This is a genomic window from Phytobacter diazotrophicus (genome assembly GCF_052061655.1).
Taxonomy (GTDB): domain Bacteria; phylum Pseudomonadota; class Gammaproteobacteria; order Enterobacterales; family Enterobacteriaceae; genus Phytobacter; species Phytobacter diazotrophicus.
The window spans coordinates 3,747,827-3,764,201 of record NZ_CM125428.1 but is presented as its reverse complement, the minus strand read 5'-3'; the positions used below and the strand labels follow the sequence as shown (position 1 = coordinate 3,764,201).

Genomic DNA, 16,375 nt, shown 5'->3' with positions numbered 1-16,375 from the left:
GCTTGTCGCGGCATTTTTCACAGGGAATATTGCACATTGGGATTCTTTACTAAAGCGCATCAGTCTCACGCCCGTCCGAATGTACCCGCACTGGTACAAGTGGCGGCTATCGCCATTATTCTTATCCGCTGTGTGGATGTCTTCATGCTCTGCAATGTGCTGGGCATACGGGGAATGATCGACTTCGTGGTACGCAGCGCGCAAACCTGGAGCCTGACGCTGATTTTCTTCGGCAGCCTGGTGCTGGTCTTCGTTGAAATTCTCTGTGCTTTTTCCGTGGTGAAGGGGCGAAACTGGGCGCGCTGGCTGTATCTGTTGACGCAAATTATTGCCACCGCTTATCTGTGGGCGGCATCGCTGGGGTATGGATATCCTGAGCTGTTCAGTATTGCCGGCGAATCAAAACGTGAGATTTTCCGTACGCTAATGCTGCAGAAAATGCCCGACCTGCTGGTACTCTTCCTGTTGTTTGTCCCTTCTCCCAGCCGACGCTTTTTCCGTCTGCAATAACGGGGTACAATCGCCGCCCCGCAATTAAGAAGGTTTTATTATGCAGTGCGCACTCTTTGATGCCAGGCGCTGTCACTCCTGTCAGTGGATTGAACAACCGACTGGCGACCAACTCTGTGCAAAAATGACCGATCTCCGCACCTTGCTGGCGGATTTGCCGGTGACAGAATGGTGCGCGCCGGTTAGCGGCCCGGAACAGGGGTTTCGTAATAAAGCCAAGATGGTGGTGAGCGGCAGCGTGGAGAAACCGCTGTTCGGTATGTTGCATCGCGACGGTACCCCCGAAGATTTGACCGATTGCCCGCTTTATCCCGCCTCGTTTCAGCCGGTTTTCGCCGTCCTTAAACCTTTTATCGCCCGTGCGGGCTTAACGCCCTACAACGTGGCGCGTAAACGCGGCGAGCTGAAATACCTGCTATTAACCGAAAGCCAGCATACGGGCGGCATGATGCTGCGTTTTGTGCTGCGTTCACAGGCCAAGCTTGAGCAGCTTCGTGCCGCGCTGCCGTGGTTACAGGCGCAATTGCCGCAGCTTCGCGTCATTTCAGTCAATATCCAGCCGGTGCACATGGCAATTATGGAAGGGGAGACGGAAATCTTCCTGACTGAGCAGCAGGCGCTGGCGGAAAATTTCAACGGCGTGCCGTTGTGGATCCGTCCGCAGAGTTTCTTTCAAACCAATCCGGTTGTCGCCAGTGCGCTGTACGCTACGGCGCGTGAGTGGGTAAGGGCGCTGCCGGTACGCCATATGTGGGATCTGTTTTGCGGTGTCGGCGGTTTTGGTCTGCACTGTGCAACCCCGGAGATGACGCTCACCGGTATCGAAATTGCCCCGGAGGCGATTGCCTGCGCGAAGCAGTCTGCGGCTGAGCTGGGACTGACCGATTTGCACTTTCAGGCGCTGGACTCCACCCAGTTTGCGACCGCCCAGACGGATGCGCCACAACTGGTGCTGGTAAACCCGCCGCGTCGTGGAATTGGCCAGGCGCTTTGCGATTATCTGAGCCGGATGGCGCCGCCGTATATCGTCTATTCAAGCTGTAATGCCCGCACGATGGCGGCAGACTTGCACGCGCTGCCGGGTTATCGTGTGGAGCGTGTGCAACTGTTTGATATGTTCCCCCACACGGCGCATTACGAAGTGCTGACACTGTTGGTGAAATGTTCTACGGTTTAAGGCATTCGCTCATCAGGGGGCACTGACCATGCGTATGCCATCTCGTTACTTATTCCCTCTTAAACCTGCCGCACCGGGTTCCGGTGTGGTGGCGTTCGTCGTTCTGTTTGCGCTGTTGGCTGGGGTTCTTTACGGCGCTTATCGCCTGTTGCGTGACTTTGTGAGCACGGGGAATCCTTTTATTTTCGCCGTTGCGCTGTTTGTGGTTCTGTTGAGTGTTTCCGGGATGGTCGACAGCCGCAAGCGGCGCGCAAGGCTCTCGGCGTTGGCGCAGGCGCGTCAGGGCGAAAGCATTTGCCAGTTTGCGCGCGCATTTCCTCGGCGGGATGTGGACGCCTGGGTGATCCGCGCTGTCTGGGAAACCGTGATGGCGTGGGGCGGGCGTGACCTGGTGCGGCTGAATTTCCCCCTGCGGGCAGACGACAGTCTGGCACTTTTTGCTTTAGACGATGACGAAGAGCTTTTCGATGCGCTCTCAGATGCGGCGACAAGGGCCGGGCGTACACTGGAAAATCTTGAGCACAACCCGTTTTTTCCCCTCCTCACGCTGCGTGATATGGTCATGGCGCTGAATGCGCAGCCCATGACGCAAGAGCGGCAACAAAAAAGAGACGTCGTTCTGGATTAGGGTAAACAGTGGGCGCAGCCCGGCCAGTGACCCCGGCAATACTGCCCGGGGTGCTGGCGGGGAGATTATTTGTCCATGCCGTCCGATTTTTTCTTCATCATGTCGTCTTCTTTGCCCATGGTCCCTTTTTTCGCCATGTCGCCGTGCTTCATCGTGCTCTCTTTTTTTGCCATCCCGTCATGTTTCATCGGCACCTTTTTCTTCATCATGGTGCTGTCATCCTGCTTTTTAATACCGTCCTGGCTCATCGCGTCGGCGGCATGGGCGTTAGCCACCGCAAAGACACAGAGGGTGGCGAGGGTGAGGATCATCTTTTTCATGGTGGTTTCCTTGCAAGGTGAGAGGGGGTGTCACCTGACTCTCTTGCCTGACTCCGGAAAGTTTGGGTGACAGGCCGCAGCTTACGCCTGGACCGGTCACGACTTCCTCACGGAAATATAAATTATTTGTGATAACTCAATGCGCGACTATTGGGTAAGCTAATAAAGAGAAAGGCAACCGGAACGGGCTATGGAAACCGCAAAAAAAATACTGCTGGTCGAAGATGATCGGGATATTGCTGGCCTGCTGCGGCTTAATTTGCAGGACGAGGGCTACCAGATTGTGCATGAAGAGGATGGGGCGCGTGCGCTCGCCCAGCTTGAAAAGACCGACTGGGACGCGGTAATCCTCGATCTGATGCTGCCGAATGTCGATGGGCTGGAGATTTGCCGCCGCATCCGCCAGATGACCCGCTATCTGCCGGTCATTATCATCAGCGCCCGAACCAGTGAGACACATCGGGTTCTGGGGCTGGAAATGGGGGCGGATGATTACCTGGCGAAGCCGTTTTCGATACTGGAACTGGTGGCGAGGGTGAAGGCGCTGTTTCGTCGCCAGGAGGCGATGGGACGCAATCTGCGTCTTGATATGGGTAGCATTGCCTGTCACGGTTTAACCATCGACCCGCTTCCCCGCGAGGTGCGCCTGCGCGGCGAGTTGATTGATTTGACGCCGCGCGAGTTCGATCTGCTCTACTGGTTTGCCCGTCATCCCGGCGAGGTCTTCTCGCGTCTGGCGCTGCTCGATCAGGTGTGGGGATATCAGCATGAAGGCTATGAGCACACGGTTAATACCCATATCAACCGTCTGCGCATGAAGATTGAAAAGGATGCCGCCGCACCGGAAATTATTCTGACCGTCTGGGGGAAAGGCTATAAATTTGCCGTTTCGGGGTCTGAGGGGGAATGATGCGTCGTTTAAGTCTGACTCAGCGCCTGACGCTGCTCTTCACCGTGCTGCTCCTGCTCTGCGCCGCCGCAGCCTGCAGCGTTCAACTCTACAGTAGCACCCGCTACGGCGATGCGATGGTGCAACGGCTTTCTGCGGGTCTTGCTCAGCAAATTGCCAGCAGCGAGCCGCTGCTTGATTCCCAGGGGAAAGTGAATCGCCAGACGCTGAAATCGCTGTTTGACCGCCTGATGACGCTCAACCCCAGCGTCGAGCTGTATATGATCTCCCCGGAAGGCGATTTGCTGGCCGATGCCGCGCCGCCGGGGCATCTTCGTCGCGAGCATATCGATGTTGCCCCGTTGCAGCACTTTCTATCCGGCGCGGCCTGGCCAGTCTATGGCGACGATCCGCGCAGTGTCGACAAACAAAAAGTCTTTAGCGTGTCGCCGATTCGCCTCGATGGTCAGTTGCGGGGTTATCTCTACATTATTTTGCAGGGTGAGAACCTGAACGCGCTGGCGGATACTGCCTGGCAAAAAGCGCTGTGGAGCGCATTGCTGTGGTCGTTGCTGTTAGTGGCGGTGTTTGGCGCACTGGCAGGCGGTCTTACCTGGTGGTGGGTGACGCGTCCGGTGAAAAAATTGACCCGCGAGGTGCAGGGGCTGGAGCAGGATAGCATCAGCGCCATTAAGCAACTGGCGTTGCGTGCGCCGGATCCTGAGGCAGGAAATGAAGTCGCGGTCCTGGAAAACGCCTTTATTGAGCTCTCCCGGCAGATAGCCAGCCAGTGGGATCAACTGGCAGACAATGACCGACAGCGACGGGAGTTTGTTGCCAATATTTCGCACGATTTACGTACCCCGCTGACCTCATTACTGGGCTATCTGGAAACCCTTTCGGTGAAGGCCGGGCATTTAACGCCGGAAGAGTCGAAACATTATCTGAGCATCGCCCTGCGCCAGGGAAACAAAGTCCGGCACCTGTCTCAACAGCTCTTTGAACTGGCGCGGCTGGAACATGGTGGCATCAAACCGCAGCCGGAACCCTTCTCAATGGCGGAACTTTTGCAGGATGTGGCACAGAAATTCGATCTGATGGCGGAAACGCGCGACATCCGGTTACTGCTGGAGTTGCCTACCAACCTGCCGCTGGTGTATGCCGATTTGTCGATGATGGAACGGGTGCTCACCAATTTGCTGGATAATGCGGTGCGCCATACGCCCAACGGTGGGAAGATTTATCTGCGCGCCCGTCAGCAGGATGACCAGCTTATGGTTGAGGTTGAGGACAACGGGTCCGGTGTACCGGGTGCGCTGCGGGCTACGTTGTTCCAGCGCCCGTCGGTGCTGGACAAGGCCAGTGCGGGAGAGTCACGCGGCGGGCTGGGGCTGATGATTGTCCGGCGTATGCTGCAACTGCACGGTGGCGATATCCGGCTGGTGGATGCCCAACCGGGGTCCTGTTTCCGTTTTACGCTGCCGTTTCAGGGAGCATGAGAGCATAAAAAAAGCCGCGTCACGCGGCTTTTTCTCTTCAATTACGCTTACTGCGGGAACCACTGATCGCTGATTTTCTGATAAGTGCCGTCAGCTTTGATGGCCGCCAGGGCCGCGTTCAGTTTTTCCAGCAGGGCTTTGTTATCCGGACGTACCGCGATACCAAGACCTGTGCCGAAATACTGCGGATCGGTCACTTTCGGAGTCGCAACACCCAGTTGCGGGTTGGTTTTCAGCCACTCGTTGACCACCGCGGTATCACCGAACACGCCATCGATACGGCCATTTTTCAGGTCGATAATCGCGTTCTGGTAACTGTCATAAGCCACGGTTTTCACTTCCGGGTGTTTGTCCTGCAGGTATTTCTGGTGCGTGGTGCCGTTTTCCATACCGATACGTTTGCCTTTCAGGTCATCGAAGGTTTTGTACGCATCTTTTTTGGCAATAACCACGGCGGAGTTGGCGTAGTACGGCTCGGTGAAGGAGACCTGTTTGCTACGCTCCGGGGTGATATCCATGCCGGAGATAACCGCGTCATATTTTTTGAATTTCAGGGACGGGATCAGGCTGTCAAAGGCATGGTTGGTGAAAGTACACTCTGCTTTCATCTGGGTACAGAGCGCGTTTGCCAGGTCGATATCAAAACCCACAATCTTGTTATTCGCATCCATGGATTCAAACGGCGGGTAGGTAGCAGAGACACCGAAATTAATCTTGTCCGCGGCGGTTGCGCCAGCAGCGAAAGAGGCAAGTAATGCGGCCAGAATCAGTTTTTTCATTTTTAGATCTCCTGTCTGTCAATCTTATTGTTTTGCGGTTGCCGTGTCTGAGGCATGGGGCTAACAATGCCACTTAATGAATTTATATGCAATATATTTGATTAATTATTTTGTTTTTCATATTAAAAAAGCGAGCAATTAATAAGTTGCTCGCTTTATTGATTACTATTTATGCATTTTTTGTGGTTTTAGTTGCGTCGCTCAAAGGCCAGCGCTTTACGCTCAATCAGACGCATCATCAGGGTCAGCAGGCCGTTAACGATAAGATAAATCGCCCCGGCAGCACCAAATACCATCACATCGTAGGTGCGTCCGTACAGCAACTGACCATGTCCCATCACTTCCATTAACGTAATGGTATAGGCCAGCGATGTACTCTTGAACACCAGCACCACTTCGTTCGAATAGGACGATAAGGCGCGTTTGAATGCATACGGCAACAGAATCGCCAGCGTATCTTTCTTGCTCATCCCCAGCGCGCTGCAGGACTGCCACTGGCCTTGCGGAATGGCGCGGATCGCCCCGTAAAACAGCAGAGTGGTATAGGCCGCGCTGTTCAGGGAGAGTGCCAGCAAGGCACACAGCCAGGGTTCCGACAGCAGGTGCCAGATAACCGGATATTCCTGTAGCACCGGGAACTGGCCCGGACCGTAGTAAATCAGGAAGATCTGCACCAGCAGCGGGGTACCGGTAAACAGCGTGATATAGCCACGGACTATCCATGACAGAACGGGCGTCTTTAGCGTCAGCACAATGGTAAAGAGCAACGACAGGATCAACGCAGCAATCAGCGACGCCACGGTGAGCGTCAGGCTGGTGTGCAGGCCTTTCAGCAGCTCAGGTAAATACTCAAGCATCAGTCTGGTCTCCGTTCAAAGCGTGTGGCGCGCAGATCGATACGCTTAAGGATCCACTGACTGAGCAGGGTGACCACCAGATAAATCGCTGCCGCCACAATGTACCAGGTAAATGGCTCCTGGGTACGGGTGGCGATACTTTTGGTTTGCAGCATCAGGTCATTAACGCTGATAAGCGACACCAGCGCGGTATCTTTCAACAGTACCAGCCACTGGTTGCCAAGGCCCGGCAACGCGTGACGCCACATTTGCGGCATGACCAGACGGAAGAAAATGGCGCTTTTTGACAGCCCCAGCGCCTGGCCCGATTCCCACTGACCTTGCGGTACCGCTTTTAGCGCGCCACGTAAGGTCTGTGACGCGTAGGCGGAGTACAGCAATGACAGGGCGATCACGCCGCAGAAGAACGGGCTGACATCAAAGTTCTCGATCTGCACCTGTATCGGGAGTTGCACGAACCCCAGATTGAGGGTGAAACCGTCAGAAAGAATTAACAGTAGCTGTGACGAGCCGAAATAGATAAACAGCACGACCAGAATTTCTGGTAAGCCGCGCAAAATAGTGACCAGCGCCGAGCCAGCCCACGCAACGGGACGCCATTTGGCTGACTCCCATACCGCAAAGATCATCGCCAGAACCAGGCCGATGATCAGTGCGCAAACGGCAAGGCCGACGGTCATCCCGGCGGCGCTTGCTAATGGAAAAATTTCATTCATCAAGGATTACTTCTGGAACCATTTGTTGTAGATGGTTTGGTAGGTGCCATCTTTCTTCACTTTTTCCAGCGCAGTGTTGAATTTCTGCTGCAACTCGGTGTTGCCCTGACGAACGGCGATACCCAGGCCCGTGCCGAAGTACTCTTTATCGGTCACTTTGTCGCCAACGGTAGCCAGTTTATCGTTCGATTTCAGCCATTCGGTGACAACTGCGGTGTCACCAAATACGGCATCGATACGGCCATTCTGCAGATCCAGCTTAGCATTCTGATAGCTGTCGTACGGAACGGTGGTGATTTCCGGGTGTTTATCATTAATGAATTTCTGGTGAGTGGTGCCGTTCTGCACACCCACTTTCTTGCCTTTCAGGGCATCAATGCTGGTGTATTTACCGGTTTGACCTACGAACAGCGCGGAGTTGTCATAGTACGGAGTGGTAAACAGAACCTGTTTCTCACGCTCCGGGGTGATGTCCATACCGGCCATTACCGCGTCGAAACGACGGAATTTCAGGCTGGGGATCAGGCTGTCGAACGCCTGGTTGGTGAAGGTACAGGTGGCATCAATCTCTTTACACAGCGCGTTTGCCAGGTCTACATCGAAACCAACGATTTTGTTGTTGGCGTCGGTAGATTCAAACGGAGGGTAGCTTGCTTCGGTGGCGAAACGGATAGTCTGTGCTGCAGAAGCAGACAGGCTGACGCTTGCAAGTAGCGCGGCGATCAATACTTTTTTCATTGTCATTTCCCCGAGAACTCAGTGAGATAAATAATATTTAAACGCGTCGGTCTGCGGCGAAGCAAAGCAGCTCGCATCCCCTTGTTCGATAATATGACCGTTTTCCATATAGACCACGCGGCTGGCGGTTTTGCGCGCCACTTCCACTTCATGGGTCACGATAACCTGCGTAATACCGGTTTCTGCCAGTTCACGGATGATGCTGACGATTTGCGCGGTAATTTCCGGGTCCAGCGCGGCCGTCGGTTCATCAAACAGCAGAACCTGCGGCTCCATCATCAGAGCGCGGGCAATCGCCACACGCTGCTGCTGGCCGCCGGAAAGATGCAGCGGATAACGATCGCTGTAGGGCTTAAGACGTAAACGTTCCAGCAGTTTGTCCGCACGGGCGAGCGCCTCATCTTTACTCAGACCCAGCACGCGGCACGGGGCTTCAATAAGGTTCTGGGCTACCGTTAAGTGCGGCCAAAGATTGTATTGCTGAAACACCATACCCACGTTCTGACGCAAATCGCGAATCGCTTTGTCAGAAGGGGCTTTGGCAAAATCGAAGTGATTGCCTGCGATGCTTAACTGACCGGAGCGCGGCATCTCAAGCAGGTTCAATACGCGTAATAATGAGCTCTTACCCGCGCCACTCGGGCCAAGCAGCACAAGTGTTTCACCCTGCGGGCAGTCAAGCGTAATGTCAAAGAGCGCCTGGTGCGCACCATAGAAGCAGTTAATGCCGTTTAATTTTATACTCATCGAGGCAATCTAATAGCAATTGAGGCCGCAAATAGTAACGTTCGCAGAATAGTTATGCAATATTTGTGCGTTAAAACTTAAATATAAACCGCATTCACACATAAAGTTAGCACAAAATACCGGGGCGTGATGGAAGCAGGCATAAATGTCGGCATTCACGCTGGAATGCCAGACATTTTGCGGGGATTAATGCATATTTCCCACTTTCATGGGCCTCTTGTTAGCGATGCTCAACAGACTGGCGCAATGTCCCGGCCGGAGCATGCGCCGTGCCACCGAGGTAGCGCACATCATCCACAGCCCAGCACTGACCTTCACGGATCATCAGCACTTCATCCTGCCAGCTTTGGGAGCCCTGAGTCAGGGTGACCCGCAGTGGAATGTTTCGCGCATCGGTGTTTGGGATCGTTGAGGCGCTGGCAACGCTCGCTTTCTCCGGCATGACGGTTCTGCTGGAGAAGGGATCGGATTTCAGGAGCGTGGTATTGCGATTATCTTTACTGGCTGCGGTGAGCGAAGCCGCCAGATCGTCGCTCAGGTACGGACGCAGTGCAGAAAAATCATTACTGCGGTGCTCAATGCGATAATCGTAAAATTGTTGTGCAACAGTATCGGGGCCGCCTTCGATACAAGGGCCGCTGCGGGTTCCGATATCCTTAAACGCTGGTGTAACCGTGGTACAGGCGCTGAGCAGCAGCGCGCACGGTAAAACGAGAGTCAAAGCAGAGTAGCGCATATTGATTTCCTTATTTTCTCTTCGGATATAACCACCTTTCAAGAATAGTGTATTGCTCCGATAATGTGCTTTATAACGCACTGAGTATCAAAAGGAGACGCTGATGCAATTTTCAACAACACCCACCCTCGAAGGCCAGCCGATTGTCGAATACTGCGGCGTCGTCACCGGCGAAGCGATTCTGGGGGCCAATATTTTTCGCGACTTTTTCGCTGGTATCCGCGACATCGTGGGGGGCCGTTCAGGCGCGTATGAAAAAGAGCTGCGCAAGGCGCGTGAAATTGCGTTTCGCGAGATGGGCGAGCAGGCAAAAGCGCTGGGAGCGAATGCCGTTGTGGGTATCGATATCGATTACGAAACGGTGGGCAAAGACAGCAGCATGCTGATGGTGAGCGTGAGCGGTACGGCGGTGAAAACACGCTGATGAGCCGCTTTTTATCCTTATTGTTGTTAGCGCTGTTTCTGGTGGGGTGTGCGGGTGAGAAGGGGATCGTCGATAAAGACGGTTACCAGCTTGATACCCGCCGTCAGGCGCAGGCGGCGTATCCGCGTATCAAAGTGCTGGTGGTGCACTACACGGCGGATGACTTTGATGTTTCGCTGGCGACGCTCACCGATAAGCAGGTGAGTTCGCACTATTTGATTCCGGCGCACCCGCCTTTCCACCACGGTAAGCCGCGTATCTGGCAACTGGTGCCGGAAAGTGAGTTGGCCTGGCATGCGGGGATAAGCTACTGGCGCAACGCCACGCGAATCAATGATACCTCTATCGGTATTGAACTTGAAAACCGTGGCTGGCAAAACGTGGCAGGGGTGAAGCGATTTACCCCCTTTGAGCCTGAACAGATTGCCGCGCTGGTTCCGCTGATGAAAGACATTGTCAGTCGTTATCATATCCAGCCACAGAACGTGGTGGCGCATTCGGATATCGCCCCGCAGCGCAAAGATGATCCGGGGCCACTTTTCCCGTGGCGTGAACTGGCGGCACAGGGGATAGGGGCATGGCCGGATGCCGCGCGTGTGGCATTCTATCTGAATGGTCGCGCGCCGTATGAAGCGGTAGAGACGGGCTCACTGCTCGATCTGCTGGCGCGCTACGGTTATGAGGTCAAACCGGAGATGAGCGCCGCCCAGCAGAAAAGGGTGATTATGGCCTTCCAGATGCATTTCCGCCCGGCATTATGGAATGGTGTAGCCGATGCAGAAAGCCAGGCGATTGCCGAAGCGCTGCTGGAAAAATATGGTCAGGGATGAGGACGCTTGAGGTAAGGGCCGTTTAGCGCGGCAACTTCCCGTGATCCCGCAGCCAGTAAGCCGTGCGGGCAATGCCCTCATCGACAGAGACAATAGGCTCATATCCCAGCTCGTCCTTCGCTCTTTGGATATCCAGCGTGAAATCGAAGTTCAGCTTGGATACCCCATAATGGGTGAGCGAAGGCTCTTTCGCTGATTTGTCGCCGAAACGTTCCATGCTGCGTGCGATCATATCCAGCATCGCATAAGGCACGGAGCGGATGCGGCAGTCCATCCCCAAATCGTCAATCAACTTTTGCACGATGCTACGCAGGGTGCGCGGCTCGCCGTTGGTGATGTTGTAGGTCCGCCCGGACGGCAGCGCATCACAAACGGGCTGGCTTGCCAGCCACATCGCATGCACCGCGTTTTCGTAGTAAGTCATATCGACCAGCGCTTGCCCACCGCGCGGCAGTAAGATGCTGCGGTAGTGGTGCATCATCTGCGCCAGACGGGGAATAAAGACTTTATCGTGTGGCCCGAACAGACTCTGCGGGCGTAAAACTGTAAAACGAGTATTGGGGTTGGCCTGCGCAAGCAGTTGAATCACCTCTTCGCTGGCGGCTTTACTGCGGGCGAACTCGTTAGCTAATCGCGCCGGACGGAAATCCTCACGAATGTCGTGATGATGGTGATAATCGAAATAGAGTGATGGCGATGAAATGTGAATGAAGTTACGCACGCCCCAGGCCACGGCCCATTCGCCGAGGCGTCGGGTTGCCCGGACATTCGCCAGGTCAAAGGCTGCCTGTGTACCCCAGGGAGAGGTAAAACTGGAACAGTGCCACAGGGTATCCACCCCGGCGAGCATCACTTTGGCCTGCGAAGAGACCAGCTCGGTCAGATCGGCGTGAATAAACTCAGCGCCCATTTTTGTCAGCAACTCGCCCATGGCTTTGTTGCGGCCCGTTGCGCGTACGCTAATGCCTTTTTGACGCAAATATTCGACGGCGTTTCGGCCTAAACCGCTGGTTGCGCCTGTGACCAGAACCTTCATAGCAATCCACTATAGTGACCCGCAATCATTGCGTGCGCATTCTTCCGTGAAACAGGGCGGTATGCAATGGGAAACATGAAAGAATAATGTCTGAATTTACTTTTTTTCTGCGTTTTGTTCTGCCAGTCGCGCAATTCGCCGCGCCATGCCCCGAAAAATAAACAGATGCGCGGGGATCATCAACAGCCAGTAGAGCAGCCCTGGCATACCGTGCGGATGCCACCAGGCGCGTACATCCAGCAGGCGGTATTGACCTTTGTCGGTGAGGGTAAAGCTCAGGCGACCCAGCCCCGGCGCTTTCATCCCGAACAGCAGTGCTAATTGCTTTTGCGGCTCGGCGATGATCACTTTCCAGCTATCAACCTGGTCGCCTGGCTGCAAAAACGGACGCTGCGGACGGCCTTTCGCCAGACGATGGCCGATCAGATGATCCAGCGCGGCGCGGGTTTGCCAGAGAATATTGCCAAAAAAGTAACGCTCTTTACCGCCGATCTGATTAACCACCTCCCACAGCGCCTCCAGACTGGCGGCGGTTTCAACGGTGAAGCCTGCCTGTTTGGGGAAATAGCCATATTGCGGACGCCAGCGTGCAAATGCCTGCGGGGAATATCCCCAGTCGCTGGAATTCACCAGTTTCTCTTCTTCACGAAGCGTACGACGAACCGCTTCGTCGAAAGTGATCAACGGCTGGGGGATGAGCTGGCGAAGGGGGCCATCGTCAGCCAGCAGATCATGCTTTAACCCCTGAATCAGCGCGCGCGCAATAGTCGGTGGCACGGACGTGATGACCTGTAAAAACCAGACCGAGATAAGCCGGGTGGGCAGGGGGACAGGGATTAATGGACGGGTAACGCCACTGACCGCCATAAAATGTTCAAACTGTTGCTGGTAACTCAGCGTTTCCGGGCCGGCAGCCTCAAAAACGCGGTGCTCTTGCGACGGATGATGGCGTAACTCCAGCAGGTAGTGGAGCAGATTCTCCAGCGCAATGGGAGTGGTACGTGAACGCACCCACAGCGGCGGCGTCAGCACCGGCAGGTTGTAAACCATATCGCGCATCACTTCAAACGCGGCCGAGCCTGCGCCAACAATAATCCCGGCGCGCAATTCCGTAATGGGAACCCCCGCGTCGCGCAGGATATCGCCGGTGAGCTGGCGGGCAATCAGATGGCTGGAGTCACTGGATCCTTTGGCCTGCAGTGAGCTGAGAAAAATCACCTGCCGGACCGGGCATTGCCGCAGCGTATCGCGCACGTTGAGGGCAATTTGTCGCTCCTGGGCGATAAAGTCGCCGCTCTCGCCCATGCTATGCACCAGAAAGTAGAGAGTATCGATCCCCTGAAACAGCGCCGGGAGATTGTCCGGCCAGATAAGATCCGTTTCATGGCAACTTACCCCCGGCAACTGCTGTTTTTGCAGGCGAGCAAGATGGCGTGCCACAGCGAGAATCTCATGCCCCTGCTGACTTAACGCCTGGATCAGGTGCTGACCAATGTAGCCACTGGCCCCGAGCACCAGAATTCGTTGCGGCACACCCTGCTCCTTAACGCTGCAAAAACGCCTGCCAGTGAGAAACAACATCGGCAAGCTGATCGCGGCTGACATCCAGATGGGTCACCAGGCGCACAATCGGCGAAGCGTTAATCAGCACATCGCGCTCACGCATAAAGGCTCCGAGCGCCGCCGCGTTTTCTTCCCCTACGCGGACAAACAGCATATTGGTGTCATTGCGCATCACGTCGGCGCCAATTTCACGCAACTGTGCCGCCAGCCAGGCCGCGTTATCGTGATCGTCTTTCAGTCGCTGGACATTGTGCTCAAGCGCATAGAGACCGGCTGCCGCCAGTATTCCCGCCTGACGCATGCCGCCGCCGGTCATTTTACGCCAGCGGGTAGCACGCTTGATGTAATCCTTACTTCCCACCAGCAGTGACCCGACGGGCGTGCCAAGACCTTTAGAGAGGCAAATAGTAAACGAGTCGCAGTATTGAGTGATGTCGCGCAACGCACAGCCATATTCCACCACGGCATTGAAAATACGCGCGCCATCAACGTGCAGCGCAAGGTTGCGCTGGCGGGTGAACTCCCACGCCTGACGCAGGTAGTCGCGTGGCAGGACTTTACCGTTGTGGGTGTTTTCCAGGCTTAACAGGCGGGTACGGGCAAAGTGGATATCGTCCGGCTTGATTTTCATGGCCACTTTATCGAGCGGCAGGCTGCCGTCCGGTGCGGCGTCGATGGGCTGCGGCTGGATACTGCCCAGAACGGCAGCGCCACCGGCTTCGTACAGGTAATTATGTGCGGCCTGGCCGACAATGTACTCTTCGCCGCGCTCGCAATGGCTGAGCAGTGCGACCAGGTTTGCCTGGGTACCCGTAGGCAGAAACAGCGCGGCTTCCTTACCGCCCAGCGCAGCTGCGTAACGCTGCAGTTCATTGACGGTCGGGTCATCCCCGTAAACATCATCCCCGACGGGCGCTGCCAGCATATGTTCCAGCATGGCGCGCCCCGGGCGGGTGACGGTATCACTGCGTAAATCGATCATGGCACTTCCTTATTTACACGTCATCCCTCAGGCTGCCTCTGTGCAGGCTGTGCCCGCTAACCCCCGTTGCATCGTTATCTCCGCGTCTGGGGTTAGAGGACTAGCCGTCCTGATGCATCATGAAGGATTTTGTGTTGAGGCAAAAAGGATGTTTTACCTGAGCCAGTTCGTTTTCGCCAGTTCCATCACCTCATCGCCACGTCCGTTGATAATGGCGCGCAGCATATAAAGGCTAAAGCCTTTGGCCTGTTCCAGTTTGATCTGCGGTGGGATGGCCAGCTCTTCTTTGGCGACCACCACATCCACCAGCACCGGGCCATCAATGGAGAACGCCCGTTGGAGAGCCTCATCCACATCGGCTGATTTTTCCACCCGGATACCGGTAATCCCGCACGCTTCGGCAATGCGGGCAAAATTGGTATCATGCAGTTCCGTGCCATCGGTGAGATACCCGCCAGCCTTCATCTCCATCGCCACAAAGCCAAGCACGCTATTGTTAAAAATGATGATTTTGACAGGCAGCTTCATTTGCACCACCGAGAGAAAATCCCCCATCAGCATGCTGAAACCACCATCGCCGCACATCGCCACAACCTGCCGTTGTGGGTAGGTTGCTTTCGCCCCCAGTGCCTGGGGCATTGCATTGGCCATCGAACCGTGGTTGAACGACCCCAGCAGGCGGCGCTTACCGTTCATTTTCAGATAACGTGCAGCCCAGACGGTCGGTGTGCCTACATCGCAGGTGAAGATGGCGTCGTCGCTGGCGAAATGGCTGATCTGTTGCGCCAGATATTGCGGGTGGATGGATTTCTCACTGGGTTTTGCCAGATCGTCCAGCCCCTTACGCGCATCGCGATAGTGCTCCAGCGCTTTGTCCAGAAAACGGCGATCGGTTTTTTCTTCCAGCAGCGGAAGCAGGGCGGTGAGGGTGGCATTGATATCGCCCACCAGCGCCATGTCTACTTTGCTGTGGGCGCCAATACTGCCTGGATTGATATCAATTTGAATGATTTTGGCATCCGTGGGGTAAAACGCCCGATAGGGGAACTGGGTGCCGAGCAGGATTAACGTATCGGCATTCATCATGGTGTGAAAACCCGACGAGAAGCCAATCAACCCGGTCATGCCAACATCGTACGGGTTGTCATACTCCACATGCTCTTTACCGCGCATGGCATGCACGACAGGCGCTTTCAACTTACCGGCAAACTCGATCAACGCACTGTGCGCACCCGCGCAGCCACTGCCGCACATCAGGGCGATGTTGCTGGAGTAGCGCAGCAACTGCGCCAGTTTTTTCAACTCTTCCTCAGCGGGTACTACCACCGGTTGTGGCGCCGGATACCAGTGGCTGCTGGCGGTCTCTGGTGCCGGTTTCAACGCCACATCTCCGGGTATGACGACAACGGAAACACCACGGTTAAGTATGGCTTTGCGCATGGCGATGGCCAGCACCTGCGGGATCTGTTCGGGGGTCGAAACCAGCTCACAATAGTGGCTGCATTCGCGGAACAACTCCTGCGGATGGGTCTCCTGAAAATAGCCGCTGCCGATTTCGCTTGAAGGAATGTGAGCGGCAATCGCCAGCACAGGTACGTGGTTGCGATGGCAGTCGAACAGCCCGTTAATCAGATGCAGGTTGCCAGGCCCGCAGGAGCCAGCACAGACGGCCAGCTCACCAGTGAGTTGCGCTTCCGCGCCTGCCGCAAATGCAGCAACTTCTTCATGGCGCGTGGACATCCAGTCAATGGTGCCCATGCGGTTAAGGCTGTCGCTTAATCCGTTTAACGAATCTCCGGTTACACCCCAGATGCGTTTCACCCCTGCCTGCTCAAGTGTTCTGGCGATATAAGCGGCTACAGTCTGTTTCATCGTTACGCCTCCATCTTATTGTTCCGTCTACAAGCGTAGTCGATGAAATGTCATTATTTGTGCGTAAATTGC

General features: G+C 55.2%; 18 protein-coding genes. 7 read left to right on the top strand and 11 right to left on the bottom strand.

The genetic code is table 11. The features are described from left to right. Positions 1-12 precede the first annotated feature (12 nt). The 3 genes from ACS0RQ_RS18380 to ACS0RQ_RS18370 are packed head-to-tail and all read left to right on the top strand — an operon-like array spanning position 13 to position 2,315. On the top strand, positions 13-510 hold the full coding sequence (locus tag ACS0RQ_RS18380) for a YbjO family protein (protein ID WP_271849878.1): 498 nt from the start codon (positions 13-15) through the stop codon (positions 508-510). A gap of 40 nt (positions 511-550) precedes the next feature. After that, positions 551-1,687, top strand: a complete 1,137-nt coding sequence (rlmC, locus tag ACS0RQ_RS18375; protein ID WP_271849796.1) for a 23S rRNA (uracil(747)-C(5))-methyltransferase RlmC — start codon at positions 551-553, stop codon at positions 1,685-1,687. Positions 1,688-1,715: 28 nt separating this feature from the next. Beyond that, positions 1,716-2,315 carry a hypothetical protein gene (locus ACS0RQ_RS18370; protein ID WP_271849795.1) on the top strand — a complete coding sequence of 200 codons (600 nt, stop codon included), beginning with the start codon at positions 1,716-1,718 and terminating at the stop codon, positions 2,313-2,315. 65 nt (positions 2,316-2,380) lie between these two features. Here ACS0RQ_RS18370 and ACS0RQ_RS18365 read toward each other — a convergent pair whose 3' ends face one another. Continuing rightward, positions 2,381-2,635 (bottom strand): hypothetical protein, encoded by a 255-nt coding sequence (locus ACS0RQ_RS18365; RefSeq protein WP_271849794.1) that lies wholly within the window; start codon positions 2,633-2,635, stop codon positions 2,381-2,383. 190 nt (positions 2,636-2,825) lie between these two features. Between ACS0RQ_RS18365 and ACS0RQ_RS18360 the strand changes: the two genes are divergently transcribed. Further along, positions 2,826-3,545 (top strand): response regulator, encoded by a 720-nt coding sequence (locus ACS0RQ_RS18360; protein ID WP_271849793.1) that lies wholly within the window; start codon positions 2,826-2,828, stop codon positions 3,543-3,545. Then, entirely contained in the window at positions 3,542-5,023 is a 1,482-nt protein-coding gene (locus ACS0RQ_RS18355; protein ID WP_110295651.1) for a sensor histidine kinase, read from the top strand. Before ACS0RQ_RS18360 ends, ACS0RQ_RS18355 begins: the two co-directional genes overlap by 4 nt. A 47-nt stretch (positions 5,024-5,070) precedes the next feature. Here ACS0RQ_RS18355 and artJ read toward each other — a convergent pair whose 3' ends face one another. From artJ to ACS0RQ_RS18325, 6 genes are all read right to left on the bottom strand, one after another. After that, positions 5,071-5,802, bottom strand: a complete 732-nt coding sequence (gene artJ, locus ACS0RQ_RS18350) for an arginine ABC transporter substrate-binding protein ArtJ (RefSeq protein ID WP_039078505.1) — start codon at positions 5,800-5,802, stop codon at positions 5,071-5,073. Between the two features lie 188 nt (positions 5,803-5,990). Next, the gene (gene artM / locus ACS0RQ_RS18345) at positions 5,991-6,659 is read right to left on the bottom strand and encodes an arginine ABC transporter permease ArtM (RefSeq protein ID WP_271849791.1); all 669 of its coding nucleotides are present in this window, start codon (positions 6,657-6,659) and stop codon (positions 5,991-5,993) included. Next, the gene (artQ, locus tag ACS0RQ_RS18340; protein ID WP_039078507.1) at positions 6,659-7,375 is read right to left on the bottom strand and encodes an arginine ABC transporter permease ArtQ; all 717 of its coding nucleotides are present in this window, start codon (positions 7,373-7,375) and stop codon (positions 6,659-6,661) included. The genes artM and artQ overlap by 1 nt, the downstream gene beginning before the upstream one ends. 6 nt (positions 7,376-7,381) lie before the next feature. Continuing rightward, the gene (artI, locus tag ACS0RQ_RS18335) at positions 7,382-8,113 is read right to left on the bottom strand and encodes an arginine ABC transporter substrate-binding protein ArtI (RefSeq protein WP_271849790.1); all 732 of its coding nucleotides are present in this window, start codon (positions 8,111-8,113) and stop codon (positions 7,382-7,384) included. Between the two features lie 18 nt (positions 8,114-8,131). Beyond that, on the bottom strand, positions 8,132-8,860 hold the full coding sequence (gene artP / locus ACS0RQ_RS18330; RefSeq protein WP_039078509.1) for an arginine ABC transporter ATP-binding protein ArtP: 729 nt from the start codon (positions 8,858-8,860) through the stop codon (positions 8,132-8,134). Positions 8,861-9,080: 220 nt separating this feature from the next. Next, the gene (locus ACS0RQ_RS18325) at positions 9,081-9,596 is read right to left on the bottom strand and encodes a lipoprotein (RefSeq protein ID WP_271849788.1); all 516 of its coding nucleotides are present in this window, start codon (positions 9,594-9,596) and stop codon (positions 9,081-9,083) included. A gap of 103 nt (positions 9,597-9,699) precedes the next feature. Between ACS0RQ_RS18325 and ACS0RQ_RS18320 the strand changes: the two genes are divergently transcribed. After that, positions 9,700-10,020 carry a heavy metal-binding domain-containing protein gene (locus ACS0RQ_RS18320; RefSeq protein WP_039078511.1) on the top strand — a complete coding sequence of 107 codons (321 nt, stop codon included), beginning with the start codon at positions 9,700-9,702 and terminating at the stop codon, positions 10,018-10,020. Next, the gene (locus ACS0RQ_RS18315; protein ID WP_271849787.1) at positions 10,020-10,850 is read left to right on the top strand and encodes an N-acetylmuramoyl-L-alanine amidase; all 831 of its coding nucleotides are present in this window, start codon (positions 10,020-10,022) and stop codon (positions 10,848-10,850) included. Before ACS0RQ_RS18320 ends, ACS0RQ_RS18315 begins: the two co-directional genes overlap by 1 nt. Before the next feature lie 22 nt (positions 10,851-10,872). On the opposite strand, the gene ACS0RQ_RS18310 is transcribed toward ACS0RQ_RS18315, so the two are convergent. The 4 genes from ACS0RQ_RS18310 to poxB form a co-directional block, all read right to left on the bottom strand. After that, positions 10,873-11,886 (bottom strand): 3-beta-hydroxysteroid dehydrogenase, encoded by a 1,014-nt coding sequence (locus ACS0RQ_RS18310; protein ID WP_107222898.1) that lies wholly within the window; start codon positions 11,884-11,886, stop codon positions 10,873-10,875. Between the two features lie 96 nt (positions 11,887-11,982). Next, entirely contained in the window at positions 11,983-13,419 is a 1,437-nt protein-coding gene (locus tag ACS0RQ_RS18305) for a DUF2867 domain-containing protein (protein ID WP_271849786.1), read from the bottom strand. A gap of 10 nt (positions 13,420-13,429) precedes the next feature. Then, positions 13,430-14,431 (bottom strand): low-specificity L-threonine aldolase, encoded by a 1,002-nt coding sequence (gene ltaE, locus ACS0RQ_RS18300; RefSeq protein WP_271849785.1) that lies wholly within the window; start codon positions 14,429-14,431, stop codon positions 13,430-13,432. A gap of 153 nt (positions 14,432-14,584) precedes the next feature. Continuing rightward, a complete protein-coding gene (gene poxB / locus ACS0RQ_RS18295) occupies positions 14,585-16,303 on the bottom strand; it encodes a ubiquinone-dependent pyruvate dehydrogenase (protein WP_271849784.1) in 1,719 nt (572 codons plus the stop codon). Positions 16,304-16,375: the final 72 nt, after the last annotated feature.